Source organism: Gluconobacter cadivus (assembly GCF_015244745.1).
GTDB classification, from domain to species: domain Bacteria; phylum Pseudomonadota; class Alphaproteobacteria; order Acetobacterales; family Acetobacteraceae; genus Gluconobacter; species Gluconobacter cadivus.
In genome coordinates, this window is record NZ_JABCQI010000001.1 from 77,820 (window position 1) to 94,386 (window position 16,567).

17 protein-coding genes are annotated in these 16,567 nt (G+C 59.4%); 9 read left to right on the plus strand and 8 right to left on the minus strand.

All coding sequences use genetic code 11. The features are described from left to right. Window positions 1-121: 121 nt before the first annotated feature. The 3 genes from HKD28_RS00350 to HKD28_RS00360 all read left to right on the plus strand — a co-directional run bounded on the left by HKD28_RS00350 (window position 122) and on the right by HKD28_RS00360 (window position 3,672). Window positions 122-1,423: an Hsp70 family protein gene (locus HKD28_RS00350; protein WP_194266434.1), complete on the plus strand. Its 1,302-nt coding sequence runs from the start codon at window positions 122-124 to the stop codon at window positions 1,421-1,423. 259 nt (window positions 1,424-1,682) lie between these two features. After that, window positions 1,683-3,233 carry a carbohydrate porin gene (locus tag HKD28_RS00355; RefSeq protein WP_235993227.1) on the plus strand — a complete coding sequence of 517 codons (1,551 nt, stop codon included), beginning with the start codon at window positions 1,683-1,685 and terminating at the stop codon, window positions 3,231-3,233. A gap of 148 nt (window positions 3,234-3,381) precedes the next feature. Continuing rightward, complete coding sequence (locus HKD28_RS00360; RefSeq protein ID WP_194266435.1) at window positions 3,382-3,672, plus strand: hypothetical protein; 291 nt, start codon at window positions 3,382-3,384, stop codon at window positions 3,670-3,672. 5 nt (window positions 3,673-3,677) lie between these two features. Here HKD28_RS00360 and HKD28_RS00365 read toward each other — a convergent pair whose 3' ends face one another. From HKD28_RS00365 to HKD28_RS00385, 5 genes are read right to left on the minus strand one after another with little or no spacing between them, the layout of a single operon-like run. Then, a complete protein-coding gene (locus HKD28_RS00365) occupies window positions 3,678-4,484 on the minus strand; it encodes a hypothetical protein (protein ID WP_194266436.1) in 807 nt (268 codons plus the stop codon). Beyond that, window positions 4,481-5,437, minus strand: a complete 957-nt coding sequence (locus tag HKD28_RS00370) for an MlaD family protein (RefSeq protein ID WP_194266437.1) — start codon at window positions 5,435-5,437, stop codon at window positions 4,481-4,483. Before HKD28_RS00370 ends, HKD28_RS00365 begins: the two co-directional genes overlap by 4 nt. After that, the gene (locus HKD28_RS00375) at window positions 5,437-6,156 is read right to left on the minus strand and encodes a P-loop NTPase family protein (protein ID WP_194261415.1); all 720 of its coding nucleotides are present in this window, start codon (window positions 6,154-6,156) and stop codon (window positions 5,437-5,439) included. Before HKD28_RS00375 ends, HKD28_RS00370 begins: the two co-directional genes overlap by 1 nt. Further along, the gene (locus HKD28_RS00380; protein WP_062030244.1) at window positions 6,149-6,973 is read right to left on the minus strand and encodes an MlaE family ABC transporter permease; all 825 of its coding nucleotides are present in this window, start codon (window positions 6,971-6,973) and stop codon (window positions 6,149-6,151) included. Before HKD28_RS00380 ends, HKD28_RS00375 begins: the two co-directional genes overlap by 8 nt. Continuing rightward, on the minus strand, window positions 6,970-9,285 hold the full coding sequence (locus tag HKD28_RS00385; protein ID WP_194266438.1) for a cache domain-containing protein: 2,316 nt from the start codon (window positions 9,283-9,285) through the stop codon (window positions 6,970-6,972). The genes HKD28_RS00380 and HKD28_RS00385 overlap by 4 nt, the downstream gene beginning before the upstream one ends. A 234-nt stretch (window positions 9,286-9,519) precedes the next feature. On the opposite strand from HKD28_RS00385, the gene ygfZ reads away from it, so the two are divergent. Both ygfZ and hisI read left to right on the plus strand, forming a co-directional pair. Then, window positions 9,520-10,329, plus strand: a complete 810-nt coding sequence (gene ygfZ / locus HKD28_RS00390; RefSeq protein WP_194266439.1) for a CAF17-like 4Fe-4S cluster assembly/insertion protein YgfZ — start codon at window positions 9,520-9,522, stop codon at window positions 10,327-10,329. 12 nt (window positions 10,330-10,341) lie between these two features. Next, a complete protein-coding gene (gene hisI, locus HKD28_RS00395) occupies window positions 10,342-10,752 on the plus strand; it encodes a phosphoribosyl-AMP cyclohydrolase (RefSeq protein ID WP_194266440.1) in 411 nt (136 codons plus the stop codon). Here hisI and HKD28_RS00400 read toward each other — a convergent pair. Genes HKD28_RS00400 through HKD28_RS00410 form a run of 3 tightly spaced genes read right to left on the minus strand, consistent with a single transcriptional unit; the run spans window position 10,740 to window position 13,467 of the window. Continuing rightward, complete coding sequence (locus HKD28_RS00400; protein WP_194266441.1) at window positions 10,740-11,504, minus strand: ribonuclease T2 family protein; 765 nt, start codon at window positions 11,502-11,504, stop codon at window positions 10,740-10,742. The genes hisI and HKD28_RS00400 overlap by 13 nt on opposite strands. Continuing rightward, a complete protein-coding gene (gene fghA / locus HKD28_RS00405) occupies window positions 11,501-12,349 on the minus strand; it encodes an S-formylglutathione hydrolase (RefSeq protein ID WP_207728805.1) in 849 nt (282 codons plus the stop codon). Before fghA ends, HKD28_RS00400 begins: the two co-directional genes overlap by 4 nt. Before the next feature lie 2 nt (window positions 12,350-12,351). Then, window positions 12,352-13,467 (minus strand): S-(hydroxymethyl)glutathione dehydrogenase/class III alcohol dehydrogenase, encoded by a 1,116-nt coding sequence (locus tag HKD28_RS00410; RefSeq protein ID WP_194266442.1) that lies wholly within the window; start codon window positions 13,465-13,467, stop codon window positions 12,352-12,354. Window positions 13,468-13,650: 183 nt separating this feature from the next. On the opposite strand from HKD28_RS00410, the gene HKD28_RS00415 reads away from it, so the two are divergent. The 4 genes from HKD28_RS00415 (at window position 13,651) to HKD28_RS00430 (ending at window position 16,561) form a co-directional block, all read left to right on the plus strand. After that, window positions 13,651-14,526: a bestrophin family protein gene (locus HKD28_RS00415; protein WP_194261422.1), complete on the plus strand. Its 876-nt coding sequence runs from the start codon at window positions 13,651-13,653 to the stop codon at window positions 14,524-14,526. An 87-nt stretch (window positions 14,527-14,613) separates the two neighbouring features. Then, window positions 14,614-15,201, plus strand: coding sequence for a CarD family transcriptional regulator (locus HKD28_RS00420; RefSeq protein WP_194261423.1), 588 nt, complete (start codon window positions 14,614-14,616; stop codon window positions 15,199-15,201). A gap of 173 nt (window positions 15,202-15,374) precedes the next feature. Beyond that, the gene (locus HKD28_RS00425; RefSeq protein ID WP_194266443.1) at window positions 15,375-16,175 is read left to right on the plus strand and encodes an SDR family NAD(P)-dependent oxidoreductase; all 801 of its coding nucleotides are present in this window, start codon (window positions 15,375-15,377) and stop codon (window positions 16,173-16,175) included. Between the two features lie 5 nt (window positions 16,176-16,180). Continuing rightward, complete coding sequence (locus HKD28_RS00430) at window positions 16,181-16,561, plus strand: response regulator (RefSeq protein WP_194261425.1); 381 nt, start codon at window positions 16,181-16,183, stop codon at window positions 16,559-16,561. Window positions 16,562-16,567 lie beyond the last annotated feature (6 nt).

Here is a 16,567-nt window from a genome sequence, read left to right on the forward strand (position 1 = left end):
GTCAGATCGACCGCTATGGGGAAGCACTCGAAAGGGCGCTTCCCCTTTTTTTATGCTTGGCGTGCGGCCGCTTCTTCCCTAAACCCACGCCCTTTGCCCATACCGGAAGAAAGCAGAACCGATGACGACGCCCGGACACAACCAGACCAAAATCCGCGTCGGAATTGACTTCGGCACCACCAACAGCGTGGTCGTGATTGCGGATGAGAATGGCAATACCCACCCTGCCCGCTTTGTCTTCACGGATCACGCCACCAGCGAAACCTGCCGCACGCTGCTCTGCCTGTGGATGGATCAGGACGGACGCCGCCGTATCATGAAAGACGCGATCGGGCTGGACGCCATCGAGGCTTATCTGGACGACCCGGCCGAGAGCCGTCTGATCATGTCCATGAAGACCTATCTCGCGCAGGGGTCTTTTCGTGAGACGCGGGTTTTCAGCAATGTCATGACGCTCGAAGCCCTGATCGCACGCTTTCTGACGTCTCTCATGGACAAGGCCGGACTGAACCCGTCTGATGTGAGCGCCACGATCGGTCGCCCCGTGCGATTTGCGGGTGAGCTGGCCGATGATTCGCTCGGTGTGGACCGTCTGCGGGAAAGTTTTCTGGAAGCGGGTTTTCCCGAACCCAATATTGTTCTTGAACCCGAAGGCGCGGGCTGGCGCTTCATGCAGCGCCTCGACCGTCCAGCAACTGTTCTGGTCGGCGATTTTGGCGGCGGCACCAGCGATTTCTCGATCATGCGCTTTGATCCGCAGGCGACCCAGCGGGTTACGACACTGGGCCATTCGGGTGTGGGCATCGCGGGCGACCAGTTCGACTACCGTATCATCAGCCATGCCGTAGCCCCGGCGCTGGGCCGGGACGCAACCTATCGCGTCATGGGTGGACAACCCCTGCCCGTCCCGGCGGAATGGTTCGCAAGCCTCGGCCGCTGGCATCGGCTGTCGCTGATGCGGACTCCCCAGACGCTGCGGGACATTGCGGACGTCGCCAAAACATCGTCAGAGCCGGAGAAGCTCCGCAGCCTGTTGCGTCTGATCGAAGATCAGGAAGGCCAGAATCTTTATCGTGCGGTTGGACAGGCCAAGAGCGATCTGTCGCGTCAGGACAGCACTGTTCTGCGCTTCATCCATCGGGATCTGAAAATCGAAGAAACCATCACCCGCGCGGATTTTGAAAGCTGGATTGCCCCTGATCTGAGCCGTCTGGACGACGCGATCGAAGACGCCATGCGTCAGACTGGTCTGGGGCCGAGTGATATTGACCGGGTCTTCCTGACAGGGGGCACATCTTTCGTCCCCGCAGTCCGCAACCTGTTCGACCGGCGTTTCGGCGCGGAACGCGTGGATGGAGGGTCAGAGTTTGTGTCAGTTGCCGAAGGGTTGGCCTTGATTGAACGTGAGCGCCATCTGGCCTGAACCGACGCCTATACAATCAAAATCACTATCCCATTCAGGACGATACAAAAGACAATTACTTAAAGAACACTATATTATACTTTTTTATTTAGTGAAGAAGGTTCCAGATTATGTGATTGGGAATTTTCTTCAATAAGGATTTTATCTTTCCTTGGAGAACCAGAAACGCACCGTGGGAATCCCTAAGCGTTCTGCTTTTACAGGCCAGATTTACAGTCATGCATCATGCAGGCCATGATCGCAGGAAAGAACAGCAGACATGTCTCGCCCGCGTTTTTTGAAAATATTCCTGCAGATCAACATTTTTTCAGTATTCAGCATCCTTCCCCTGACTGTTCATGCGCAAGGTACGGAGCCAGGTCTTCAAGAGCGCGCGCGCCAGCCAACGGCCCGGGTGCTGCCCTCGACCGCACCCGGGATTTCACATCCAGCCAGCGCGGCGCAGCATAAGCATCCCCCCGCCCCTTCGGCAGACCATCTGGGCGCGATTTTTGATACGGAGAGCATTTCCTCGCTCCTGAACCGCAACAATGACGCCCTGCGCCGCAGCGATCTGACAGCCGGTTATTATGTGCCAGCCGAAGCCTTCGGCCATCTCGTGCCCCAGCTTTCGCCTTATCGAAACTGGTTGTCGGAACGCGGCTTCAGCTTTGAGTTCTCCTACAAGGGAGAAGCCATGGCGAATGTTGGCGGCGGCATCAGCAAGGGAATGTCCTACGCCCACGAACTGACGTTCAACACGCGCTGGGATCTCGGACGACTGCTCGGGCTGGATGGCTGGATTCTGCACGCCGTGATGATGGAACGCGCGGGTCGTCAGATCTCTTACGACCATGTCGGGGAGCATCGCATCCTGCTGAGCGAGGTCTACAGCCTTTCGGGCCATGCAGCCGCGCATCTGGCGGATATCTATGTTGAGAAGTCGTTCTTCAACAATCGCGTCAACATCAATATCGGTCGCATCACGCTGACGCATACCTATGCAACGTCGGTGCTGCTCTGCACCTTTATGGTCCAGTGTTCTGCTCCCCCAGCAATCAAGGCTGACGAAGGCTGGAGCGTCTACCCTAAGGCCACATGGGGCGGCACGCTGCGAATCAAGCCCACCCGCGACCTCACGCTACGCACCGGCGTCTACAAAGTCGGGCCGCTGACGGAAAATCCGAGCGGCTGGGCCTGGGGCAGTGAAACCTCCACGGGAGTCATGCTTCCCATCGAGCTGACCTGGGAGCCCTTTATCGGTAAAGACAATCTGCCGGGTCATTACAAACTCGGCTTCGGCCACGATACCTCCCCTTATGCTGATCGTCTGGGAACGATCCCGGCAATGTTCGCGCATGACGTTTTCCATGATGCCAACAAACCGCGGGATACGTTCTATATCGAGGCCGACCAGATGGTTTACCGCAAGGGTGGCCAGCACCAGATGGCGGGCGGATACATTCTTGCGGGCTATGTCCACAATACGCCTAGTGTTTCGACATTTTCCGATCAGGTCTATGTCGGCGCATCGCTTCTGGGCATCATTCCGCGCAGACCGTTCGACCGTTTTGGCGTGATGTATTCTTACTACCAGATGAGTCCCGCCATTACGCTCGGGCAGCGTCTGAGACAGCTTGCAGGCATGTCCATGGGGGCTTTCGTCAACGGCCCACAAACCCATTCCGCCATTCTGGAAGCGTATTACGGTATTCCCATCCACCCCGGCCTCGTGGTGCAGCCTGAGTTCGAATACATGATGCGCCCCGGCGAGACGTCCATCATTCCGAATGCAACGCTGATCGGTCTCAAGGTTCTTGGAAACCTTTAAGACAAAATCACAGGTAAGCGATCCGTTATTTGTGAGTTAACAGCATTGTTATTCTTCAACACTGACATTACCCCTTCGTGATTGGAGTATAAATATTTATTTACATACCCTGACAACAGATAAGGACACCTGACAAAGGATTTTCCGAATGAAAACGATGTTCGCTTCTTTTCTGGTTCTTGGACTTCTGGGCGGAACCGCACTCGCACAGGATCCGAAAGTCGAAAACGCGGTGGCCAGCGCTTCTTCAGACGCGAAGGTCCCTGTCACGCAGGTCGCGGACACAAAGAACAGCGAGACCTGCACTCAGGTCTGGGTCAACACAGTGACCCATGTCTATCATGTACCGGGCAGCTTCTGGTACGGCGCGACGGCGCATGGAACCTATATGTGCGAAGACGACGCCAAGCGGGCGGGGAATACACGCGGCCAGTTCTGAGCCTGTCAGGGGGTTTTTGCAGCCCCCGCTTGTTTTGCTTCCACCTCCCGGCTGGCACTTTCCTGTTGCCGCAGGGCTTCCGCCTGACGTGGATGTCCCGCGGCCTCCGCAGCATCCGCTGCCAGAGTGAGCGCCTGACGCATTCCGCGATAATCCAGAGCATCACGGCGGTTTTTCACGACTGAAAGCGCCTCCTTGGAAGCGAGTTCGGACTGCCCCTGTAACAGATACAGACGGGCCAGAAGTTCCTGCCGGTCAGTCGCAGCCCCATTGTCATGGAAGGTCGCCAGATCGTTAACACGCTGCGTCAGAGCAGCAGACTGCTTCTGATCTGCGGCAATCAGGCCAGACAGATAGAGCGCTCTCTCGCGGATGCCGATATCGGGGGATTGCAGCGCGCGCTGTACGGCCTGCGACGCGAACACCGTATCATGCAGCCTGTACAGGGCAGCCGCGCGGATCACCGCCAGATCAGACGTGTCGGAGACATTGCGCAGGCTCAGCGCGGTCTCGGTTTCGCCGAGACTCTGAAGAGCCTTCTGAGGCTTGTCCTGCGCCAGAAGCACCGTCGCAAGATTGAACCCGGCTTCATGAATGGCGACTGCATCGTCCCGCATCAGCGCCCGATCCATGGCCGTTCGATACTGCGCCTCAGCCTGAGACGCCTGACCGATCCCATAAACGGCTTTGCCCGTATCCATGGCATCTTCATAGGACTGATCGGGCTTGGGTCCCTTCGTTGCAGTTGAAGACGAACAGCCGCCCAACGTCAGAACGACCAAAGCCGTGCAGACCAGAAAACCGTCCCTCATGGCCGCACCGCCTCAGCCGGAAGACGACGGGAAGGCTCCTGTTTTGCACCTCCGCCTCCCAGCAGCCACAACCCCCGGAGCTGATCGGTCAGCTTCCGTAGACTGCTCGCACTTGCTTCGGCCTGCGCAAGCAGGGCCGGAAGCTGAGCCGTAGCGGTGTTGGCATGGCTGATGGTCTGCTGGATCTGGGGTATGCTCTGACGCAGACCCGCAGTCGCGGCCCGCGCGTTGTCCATCGTTCCGTCAGCCTTGGTCATAATCCCCCCGACCTGTTTTTCAATGGGCCGTAGATCCGCAATGACGGCATCAAGATGCGCCAGAGCCGCGTTGGCCTTGTCCAGAACATCATCCTTCACCAGTAGGCCGCCGATCGTACCCTGTCCCTTGCGCATATCGGTCATCATGTCATTCACCTGCGCCGTGATGAGCTGGACGTTGTTCATGGCCGGTACCAGCTTGCTGCGTAGATCCATGACGGTCTGGGTAATCACATCCGCCGGGTTGGCCTCCACCGTGGCCTGAAGGACCGCATAGTCCCAGTCCAGCGGCTTGCCCTTGCCGCGCCCGAGTTCGATATAGCTCGCCCCGGCCACGATCAGGCGATGGCGGATGACGGCCGTGCTGTCCTGACGGATGAAGTTTGCAAATTGCGGGTCCAGATCCCCTTCGGCATACATCCGTCCCGTCTCGTTGAGTTTGAGGCGGCGGATTTCACCGGCATGGACGCCCATGACTTCGATATCGTTGCCGATCGCAAGCCCCGCCACGCCGCTTTCGGGCAGAATGAAATGCAGCTTCTTTTCCGGGGTCAGCCACTGACGCAGGAATCCGGCCTCCACGACCGCAACCGCGAACATGACGATCGCGGCAAGGACAAGCAGTCCGACCCATTCATCCGCATAGCGGTTCTGAAAGAGCGGACGGGCGGTCTCGGTCTGGCGCAGGCGGAACATCAGGAACCTCGCATCGAAAACAGTCCATCATCGTACAGTCTCAGGCGGATCGTGGCATCGGACGCATAATCCCCCCACCCACTTTCATCCGGAGCCATCCACACCACCGCGCAGCCACGGTCCCGCAGATCGGTTACAAGAGACAGAAACGCATTCATCAGGCTGGCGGAAGCCCCTTCCATCGGGTGTTCCAGCAGCAGGAGCGCCGGTTCCCCCAGCATGGCCCGCACACAGGCCGCGCGCTGCCGGTCCATCGCCGACAGGCGTCCCGGCGGAACCACCGGCAGGCCCGGCAGACCCAGCGTGACCGCCAGATGCACGGCCTGTGCCTGAAGTTTTTCAATCGGCGTGCGTGTATGATGAAGCTGCGGCCACAGGATATTCATATGCGTCCCATACAGGTCCACCCAGCCTCCTGTAACCACGATCCGTCCGATCCGCCCCCGCAAGGCGTTGGCGCGCCGCTCGTCCAGATCGGCCCAGTCCATGCCCATGCAACGCACATGGCCGTCATCAAGCGGAATAAGGCCCACGCACATATCGGCGAACAGTGCCGCCTGCCCCATGTCCCGACACTCGATCAGCGCGCACTCGCCGGGGTTGAGACGCAGATTATAGCGGCTCGACACCAACCCGCTTTCATCAAACCGCGGACGCGCATCCACCAGTTCGAGCCGGGCTTCCAGCGCATCGGACAGGACGTCGTCGTTTTCAGCCATCGAAGCACACGCTGAACACGACATTGATGACCATGATCGACAGCATTCCGCGCGCAAACCCGCGCGGCAGCATGCTTGCCAGATCGTCTTCGGTCGTCACATCCATGCCGGAGAGGCACGAACAGACACCCACCGCGTAGCCGCTGAAAACGAACTTGGCCGGAATCACGAAATAGTCGATCGGCTTTACGCTCCCCGCGACCTGATCCATGAACGCCCAGATCGGCATCGTGATCGCATCTTCCACACGACAGACTGCATAACCCACGACAAGCGCCGTCAGACTGAAGATGATGCCCAGCGTAAAGCCGCTGATCGTCATGGCGAGGCTGCGCGGCACCAGAAAGGAAATGAAGGGATCGACCCCCATTCCGGTCATGGCGCGCATCTGCCCACCCGTCGTGAGGGTTCCAAGTTCGGTCAGCATCAGCATCCCCGAACGTCCCAGCAGGATCACACCCACCAGAACCGGCGCGATTTCACGCACCAGCACAGTGGACAGGATGGACCCCGTCATCTGTGCCATGCCTGCAAAGCCGAGCCAGTAGACAGTCTGCGCCACGATCCCGAACCCTGTCAGCGCGGCGGTCACGAGCGTACTCAGTAGCCCTCCGCCCACAGCCTGATGCAGGGATGCCCAGAATTCGATCCGTACCGTCCGCCGCCATGTCGTCAGGCGGGTCGCTTCGCGCATGATGCCCCATCCGGCCCCGATCATCATTAGCGTAAAACGCATCTGCGTGCGGGAAAAATATCCCAGATGGACCAGCATGGTCCGGACCATCGTAATCCGGTCGAGGTTGCGCAGACCTTTCATCGGCGGCCAGCCAGAATGAAGCTGCGGGTAATGCCGCTATTGGGAAGATAGAACATGCCGCGGGCCCGGAAGAGGAAATGCTCCCGCAGGATCAGATAGGCCTGTTCGGACACCTGGATCGTCCCTGCATCCGGCGCACTCCCGGTCAGGAGTTCGGCTCCGTTGAGCGCATCGCCCCAGATGTTGAAGACGGAGGGAGCCTCTCCCAGTTCGGAGGCCATGACAGACCCCACATCCATCCCGATCCGGAACACGGGGTCCAAATCCGCTGCCGCCAGAGACGACAGGCAGGCCTCACGGATCGACACCGCCGCATCCGCAAGACGCACGGCGGCTGACGGGTCCGGCGTTTGCGAGCAGCCGCCCACGAGAACGAGCCTGTTGCTTACCACCTGCACGGAGAACAGCCCGCTGTCGCGGGCGATTTTCTGGATTTCCAGACTAAGCGTGCGGATGACAGTCATAGCGCGCGTGATGCTGTCACGATCCGGCGCATATGGGTCTACGAAGGAAATAACCATGACCGGAACCTGCGGGTAGAACCCGGCCGCAACCGGCTCTCCCGCTGTGGGCGACGGCTCCAGAAGGAAGCCTTCGCCAAAACGCGTCTCGTATTTCTCGGCCGGAACCGCAAATCCGGACGTGCCGTCACCCGCCGCATCGAACGGCTTGGCAAAGCGCAGGGCGACGACCGATCCCACGATGGCAATGATATGCTCCATCGTTTCGACCTGCCCCGGATCTTCCAGAACAATGGCGCCGACCGTCCGGTGAGCATTGCGGACCGGCTGGAACAGCAGCGTGCTGGCACCCACGGCCCGCATGATGACGCGCTGGAAGTTCTGCGTCCGCTCGTCCTGCGAGGCATCCGCGATCGAGAGCGTATGTCCTTCGTCCAGAGCCTCGAACAGCTTGCCGTTTTCACGACGGCTGATCTCAACGCCCGTACTGTGAACATCGCGCGACGGATCGAACGCATCTTCACATAATAGGCGGTCGCCATCCGGCAACAGTCGCCACAGGCTGGCGCGACGTGCGCTGGTCCGCGCGGTCAGGGCTTCAGTCAGAATAGGCGCTTCATGGGCAGGGTCGAACAGATCCGGCGTGCTGGCGATCTCCAGCAACGAGGCATTTTCCGCCCTGATCTGCTCCCGTCCGCGCAGGATCCGCTTTCGCAGACGCTCCACATGCCGCCCCTGCGCCACCAGCGCGAACGCCAGAACGGACGCCAGCATGACGATCAGGAGCGAAAACCCGATATTCTGCCGCCGTGCCGTCTGCGCGAAATCGGCAAAATCGCTTTCAGGCGCATTCAGCAGCAGAACCCACTGCCGGTGTACGAAGGGCAGTTCGGAGGCAATCGTAACGTAGTTCTTCCCCCGGGCCCGCACCGTCCCTGTCCCGGGCCCCTCGATGCGATACCGGTTGAGCGCCTGCGTGAAGACAGGCTGCGTCTTGGGATCGAGAAAGACATTTCCCGGATCGAAGGTTTTCGGGTCCTGTCCGGGAGCCATATTATGACCAGCAATTATCTGGCCGTGCATGTTCACGATTACGGCCTGACCACTGCGTCCGACCTGAAGTTTATTGAGAAACGACGTCAGCTGGTTCAGCGAAACATTGATCGCAAACACCGATTTATGCCCGTCATGCCCATCATAGGCGAGAGACGCCGTGATGATGAACTGGCGCGTTGACACAAAGGCATAAGGATCGGTCCAGTGGAGCTGACGACCCGGGTCGTTCTGATGCTTGATGGCCTTGGCGAACCACGGACGCACCACGACATTATAGCCGTCAGCCGGGTCCGCCGCTTCTCCCGTAATATTGCCATCACGATCTGTATAAACGTGATGATAGACCTGCTTGCCATCGTCGGTCTGGAAATGGGTTTGCTCGAAACCATCCTTTCCATGCCGCGTGATCATCCAGAACTGTCCCTGATCGTTCGCGATATAGAAGCTGTCCACCTGAGGCGCGTGGGCCAGAATGGAGCGTCCGTAGAGCATGAACGTCGTGGGGGTGGCGTTGGTCAGCGGATCGCGGAACATGTCCCGTGCGATCATGGCGCCGACAGAGGCCGGGGCCAGATAGTCGCTCACTTCCTGCGTCACATAGCGCTGCTGGCTGCGCAGAAGATCGTTGGACAGCGCAATCGCGCCTCTCCGGGTTGTCTGGTAATTGTGAAGACTGATGCCCGTGATCGCCGCGATGACCAGCAGAACGCCCACGAACGGCCCCAGAATCTGAAAGATCCGACGACGGTCGCTGGCGGGGCTCTGTGTAGGGTCCACGATCTCTGCGGCTGACAACGTCTTTTCTCTCCGGACAGGCACGGGGTCGCGGAACAGGGCCATACTGCCGCGATAGGTTAATATCCTCCGAGTATTGCGAGACTGCAACCCGCCGTCACGGACTGAAACAACCCTGCGCTCGAAAATACCCTCATGTTCCCGAACTGGCGGTTTGCAGGGTTCCTCGTTATGGTCAGACGTTTTTCCGGCAGGATGGTTTTGCTGGACGCTGTCGGAATTGCGGTCTCTCCCATGAATCAACATCTTTCCCACCGCGCCGTCCTGTCCTTCACAGGTGCGGACCGGACCAGCTTTCTTCAGGGCCTCATCACGAATGACGTCCAGAGCCTCATGCCCGCGACCTCCGTTTGGAGCGCACTTCTGACGCCGCAGGGCCGCTGGCTGAGCGAATTTTTCCTGTATGACGCATCCGACCGTATCCTGATGGATTGCGCGGTCGATCATGCCGACATGCTGGCCAAACGCCTCTCCCGTTTTCGCCTTCGCGCCGATGTGCAGATCGAAAAAACAGACCTGCGCGTCATCACTGGCGCAGAAAGCCGACCCGTTCCACCCGATACGATCACACATGCCCCGGACCCGCGCTGTGATGGCGCGGGCTGGCGGGCCATCGTGACCGGAACGGGGCAAAACGAGGAAACACCTACTGAATTTCTGGAACGCCGACTCACGCTGGGCCTGCCAGACGTCATGGATTTCGAAAGCGAGCAGACACTGGCGCTTGAAGCCGACATGGACCTTCTGAATGGCGTCTCATGGAAAAAGGGCTGCTACATGGGGCAGGAACTGACCGCCCGCACCCATTACCGTGGCCTTGTCAAACGCCGCCTGTTGCCCGTTGTGCTGTCGCACGGGACGTTTCCCGATGAAGGCGGCATCATCATCGCGGGAGACCGCGAGGTTGGAGACATCCGCTCCCGCAGCGGCAACCGAGCACTCGCGATGCTGCGGCGGGACGCCTGGTCTTCCCCCGAACTGACCTGCAACGGGCAACCGCTTTCTGTCGTCTGGCCCGCCTGGTTCCCACCGGAAATGCGTTGAGGAGATGCGTTCGTGACCTATACCCCCCCTTCCCCAGCGATTGTCGATGACATCATCGCGCAGGTGAAATTCGATGCGAACGGCCTGATTTCAGCTCTCGCGCAGGCGCCGGACGGCATGGTGCTGATGCTGGCATGGATGAATGCGGATGCCCTGCGCGAGACGCTTCTGACCGGTCGCGTCTGTTACTGGTCCCGCAGTCGCCAGAAGCTCTGGCGCAAGGGCGAGACTTCGGGCCAGCAACAGAAACTGATCGAAGCGCGCCTCGACTGTGACATGGACGCCATTCTCATGATCGTGGATCAGACCGGCGTAGCTTGCCACACCGGACGCCGGAGCTGTTTCTATCATGGCGTGACGCCGGACGGACTGCGCGATACCGCACAGCCCGAAATCAGCGCCGAAGAACTTTACGGACGCTGAGCAGCCTGACCCGACAGGCTCCAGCCCGGTACGAGGAACGTAGCCGGGCAGCCATTCTGGTCGTCCGGTGAAGACAGATAGGCGCCCTCATAAGGGAAGCGCGACAGCTTCTTCGGGTCCAGCGTGAACCAGAGCTGCGTCAGGACCATCTGTCCGTTATGCGCGGGCTCGCAGCGGACCTGCAGCGCCCGGTCGTCATGCACGTTCATCAGGCGCGAGAACATGACGAGAAGATCGTCGCGCTTGACCTGAAAACCCTCCTGCTGCGACAGCCACACTCCGAAAGCCGACGCCGCGAACCGGTCCCGCAGTTGCATGGATGTGACGAAAAAGCTGTCCGCATCATAGCCGAAGCAACGGGCATGCTTGGTGTATTCATGCACATAAAGCGGCTTTTTCAGATGCGGCACGACGCCCCGCAACGCCTCGACCGTCGTCGGCAGGAGTTGGGGCGGGGTGTCGTCATGGTCGTAAAGATCGCAACCTTTCGACCACCATTCCTGTACCGGCACGCCCTGCGCCTCCAGAGCATGCGGTTCCGAGGCCCACAGCCCGTGCAGACCAATCGAGATCCGATGCGTCTGGTCCCATTCGCACCCGCCGCCCGTGGCGCAGAACCCCGGCTGCCAGGTCAGCGCCAGCGTGTCGTGCCGGAAATCGGTATGGGCGGTGGGCGTAAGCGAAGGCCCGGTTGGCGCCTGAGACACACAGCCTGCCATCAGAAGGAAAGCAGCAAGAACGGAACGCTTCACGCAGAAAGCCCTTTGGCATGATGGGTCAGATGGTCGGCAATAAAGCTCTGCACAAACCAGTAGGAATGGTCATAGGCGGTATGGCGACGCAGTTCGAGCGCCTGTTTGCCCTCTTTTGCCGCCGCCTCCAGCGCGTCGGGGCACAGATCTGCCAGATATTGATCCATCAGCCCCTGATCCACGAGAATGGTTGAGGGATGCGTGCGCCCTGAGCGCAGAAGCAGCGTGGGATCGCAGCTCTGCCATTTCGCCGGATCGCCGCCGAAATAGGCATCGAACGCTTTCTGGCCCCAGGGAACAGTACTCGGATGACAAATCGGCGCAAAGGCCGAGACCGTCTTCCAGCGGTCTGGGTATTTCAACGCCTGTATCAGCGCACCCATACCGCCCATGGAATGTCCCATGATGCCGCGTCGGGTACCATCCAGCGGATAGAGCCGTTCCGTCAGGGCCGGAAGCTCTTGCCCGACATAGGTTTCCATCCGGTAGTGATGGCTCCACGGAGCGGACGTGGCGTCAATATAGAACCCGGCCCCCGATCCCAGATCATAAACGTCATCCTCGCCCTCGATCCCGGTATGGCGCGGGGAGGTGTCGGGCGCGACCAGAGCGATGCCGTGTTCGGCGGCAAAACGCAGGGCATTGGCCTTGATGAGGAACGTCTCCTGCGTCGCCGTCAGCCCGCCAAGCACATGAATGACCGGAACCTTCTGCCCCGCCAGCGCCTCTTTCGGCAGAAATACGCCGAAAGTCGCGGGTATGCCGAGCGCGTCTGACTGATGCCGTACGAACCTGAGTGAACCGTCAAAACAGACGTGGTGCGCCAGAACTTCAATATCCGACATGCTCAGTACTCCACGACGGTGCGGATGCTTTCGCCGCGGCTCATCATGTCAAAGCCCAGATTGATGTCCGCCAGCTTCAGCTTGTGCGTAATCAGGGAGTCGATATCGATCCGGCCCTCCATGTACCAGTCCACGATTTTCGGCACATCGGTCCGGCCGCGTGCGCCACCGAAGGCCGAACCGATCCAGCGTCGTCCTGTCACGAGCTGGAAGGGCCGCGTGCTGATTTCCTGTCCGGCACCGGCGACACCAATGACGCAGGATACACCCCAGCCGCGATGCGCGCTTTCCAGCGCCTGACGCATCAGGGTCGGATTACCGACACACTCGAATGTGTAGTCCAGACCGCCCCCCGTCATCTCGATCAGATGTCCGACAAGGTCTCCATTCTGTCCCAGTTCCTTCGGGTTCACGAAATCCGTCATGCCGAACTCGCGCGCAATCGCCTCGCGCTCGGGATTGATGTCGATGCCGATGATCCGGTTCGCCCCGACCATTTTCGCACCCTGAATGACATTGAGACCAATGCCGCCCAGCCCGAACACCGCAACCGTCGAACCGGCTTCAACCTGCGCCGTAAACAGCACAGCCCCGATGCCCGTCGTCACGCCGCAGCCGATGTAGCAGACCTTATCGAACGGCGCGTCAGATCGGATTTTCGCCAGTGCAATTTCCGGCAGCACCGTGAAATTCGCGAAGGTCGAACAGCCCATATAATGATGGATCGGCTGGCCTTTGTAAGAGAAACGGGACGTCCCATCCGGCATCAGCCCCTTACCCTGCGTGCTGCGAATGGCCGTACACAGGTTGGTCTTGCGTGACAGACAGGACGGACATTCCCGACATTCGGGCGTGTAGAGCGGAATGACATGATCGCCGGGCTTGAGATGCTTCACACCGGCCCCGACCTCCCGAACGATGCCCGCTCCTTCATGGCCCAGAATGGCCGGAAACAGACCTTCAGGGTCCTGACCGGACAGCGTGTACTTGTCGGTATGGCACAGCCCCGTGGCCATAATCTCGACGAGAACTTCCCCGTCGCGTGGGCCTTCAAGCTGAACCGTATCGATTTCCAGCGGCCGACCGGCCTCGAACGCAATGGCTGCGGTCACGTCCATAACATCACTCTCCTCTGAAACGGTGAGAACAGGGTGTCGTATTGGAGGGCATGGCGGCAAGAGGTGCGGCTGCAAAAGAAAGTAAAAAGACAGACACCCTTTGCTGTTGGCCGGACAGACTGTTCGCCGCTACGCTCGACGGGGACTTGTCTGCGTATTCCGCCCATCCGAGGAGACAGCCGTTTGATCGTCAACCGTCCACATGGACTGGCCATTCTTTTCCGGGAATCCCTGCCCCCGCTGTTCATCCTGACACTGTGGGATTTCGTGGTGGTCATCCTGTTCCAGATCTATCATCAGGACTGGATGGAGCAGCCCTCCCTGCCGGTGCCACTCATGGGTACCGCGCTGGCCATCTTTCTGAGCATGCGTAACAACGCCGCCTATAACCGCTGGTGGGAAGGCCGAACCCTGTGGGGCGCGATCACCAACAACTGCCGCTCTTTCGGACGTGAAGCCGCGACACTGCTGGGAGGCCGTCCGGATCTGGCCCGCGCCATGGCTGCGTATCCGCATGTCCTGCGCGCTGCTCTCAGAGGCGATCCCCCCAATGAAGACGCCAAAAGACTCCTGGCGCCAGAAATGTATGAGAAGGTCTTTTCCTGCTCGAATACCGCCAACATGCTGCTTTACCAGATCGGTCTTGGTGTCCGTGAGGAAGTTGAGCTACGCGGAATCGATGGCGCCGTTCACGGTACGGTAGACCGCATCCTGTCAGATATCGCCAACGCACAGGGCGGTCTTGAGCGCATCAAGAACACGCCCCTTCCTGCGCAGTATTCCATGCTGCCCGAAATCGCGACGCATCTGTTCTGCATCATCCTGCCGCTCTCCGCCGTACAGACCCTCGGCTGGATCACGCCGCTTGGATCCAGCATCATCGGGATGCTGTTCCAGATGCTCGACCGCAGCGGCCGTGACCTTCAGGAACCGTTTATAAAGAGCGTTCACGCCCTGCCCATGCTCACCATGGCGCGCACGATCGAGCGCGACCTGCTCCAGCCAATCGGCGATACACCGCCCCCGGCCATTCAGGCCAGCAACGGAGTCCAGCCCTGAGGCAGTAGTAAAAAGCACTCCGGGACCGAAAATACCTCTTGCGATCAGACAAGACAGCAAGGGGTTTTTCTGCTATGAACCGAGCCTATGAACACGTTCAAAAGCCCCCAGAAGGGCGGCATGACCGATGAAATGGCTCGTGTCGCAGCCAACAACACGGCCCGTCAGACCGATCCCGAGCAGGATGCTGACCCTTTCCACGAAGGTGACTCCATTGTCTACGCCGCCCATGGCGTTGGCCGCGTGGAAAAGATCGGCATGGTCGAAGTCGCCGATACCGTGATCGAGATGATCCAGATCTCTTTTCCCGGCAACCAGATGATGCTGCGGATCCCCCTCGCCAAAGCCCGCAAGGCCGGTCTGCGCAAGATCGTCACGCGCGATATCGTCGACAAGGCGATGACCGTCATCAAGGGCAAGCCGCATGTCAGCAAGGGCATGTGGGCCCGTCGCGCTGTGGCCTATCAGGAAAAGATCAACTCTGGCGATCTGATCCAGATTGCCGAAGTGCTGCGCGACCTGCGTCGCAATGTGGATAGTCTCGATGGCAGCTTCTCGGAGCGAAAGCTGTTCGAAGCCGCGCAGGAACGCTTCGTGGCCGAGGTTGCCGTTCTGGAAAATGCCGATCCGGCACAGGTTCTTGAAAACCTGACCAAGACGATGAAGGCCGCCTGAAACGCAGCCTGGGATGCGGTTTGAAAAGCCTGCATTTCTTCAATATGGATCAGGGTGTGGTTTTCTTCGCATCCCGGACGGGGTTTCTCGCGTTGGCGACACGAGAAACCTTTTCCGTGATGTGTTTTCAGTCACGGTTTCAAACCTGCATTCTAAAGGAGAGGTGAGGCCATATGCCTGCCCCTTACAAAAACCGTTTCGCCGGCAAGAAAGTCCTCGTTACCGGGGCATCCCAGGGAATTGGCGAGGCCACCGCGCTTCGTTTTGCCGAAGAAGGCGCGCAGGTCGCCCTCAACGGCCGCAAGGAAGACAAGCTGATCGCCGTCCGCGACAAGCTGCCTAAAGTCCCTGGCGGAGAACACCCGATCGCCACGGGTGATATTTCCAAGGAAGACGACGTCAAACGTCTGGTCGCTGACAGCATCAAGGCCATGGGCGGTCTGGACGTTCTGGTCTGCAATGCGGGCTATCAGATCCCGTCCCCTTCCGAAGACATCAAGCTCGAAGATTTCGAAGGCGTGATGGCCGTCAACGTCACGGGCGTGATGCTGCCGTGCCGGGAAGTCATCCGCTACTGGCTGGAGAATGGCATCGAGGGCGCGATCATCGTGAACTCCTCCGTTCACCAGATCATCCCTAAACCGCATTATCTCGGCTATTCCGCCTCCAAAGGTGCGGTTGGCAACATCGTCCGGACGCTGGCGCTGGAATATGCAGGGCGTGGTATCCGGGTGAATGCCGTGGCACCGGGCGCCATCGTAACGCCGATCAACATGTCGTGGATCAACGATCCGGAGCAGTACAAGGCCGTTTCAAGCCATATTCCGATGAAGCGTCCCGGTGAAAGCCGCGAAATCGCGGACGCCATCACCTTCCTTGCCGCCGAGGACAGCACCTACATCACGGGCCAGACCCTGTATGTCGATGGTGGTCTGACCCTCTATGGCGACTTTGAAAAGAACTGGTCCTCGTAATCCAAATGCCCTCTTCCCTGACTGTCCTGCTGATCGAAGACGATTTCCTCATCCGGACATGTCTGGCGGAATTTCTGCTGGATAATGGCCTGACAGTCAGGGAGGCGGATCATTGCGCCGAAGCCCGCGCCATCATCGGCGCGGAGCCTAAACTCGACGCCCTCGTGGCGGACATGACCCTTCCGGACGGGGATGGCATGACGCTTGTCCAGCCTGCCCGGGAACGCTGGCCGGACCTTCCGGTCATTTATATCAGCGGTCATGGGGATTTGCGCCGAGGGGAAACATCCGGTGACCCGGCCCGGGACCGTTTCATCTCAAAGCCTTATACGCTAGCCAGTATTCTGGAGGCTCTTGAGGATATGACATCAGCGGCCTCGGACTAGGAGATC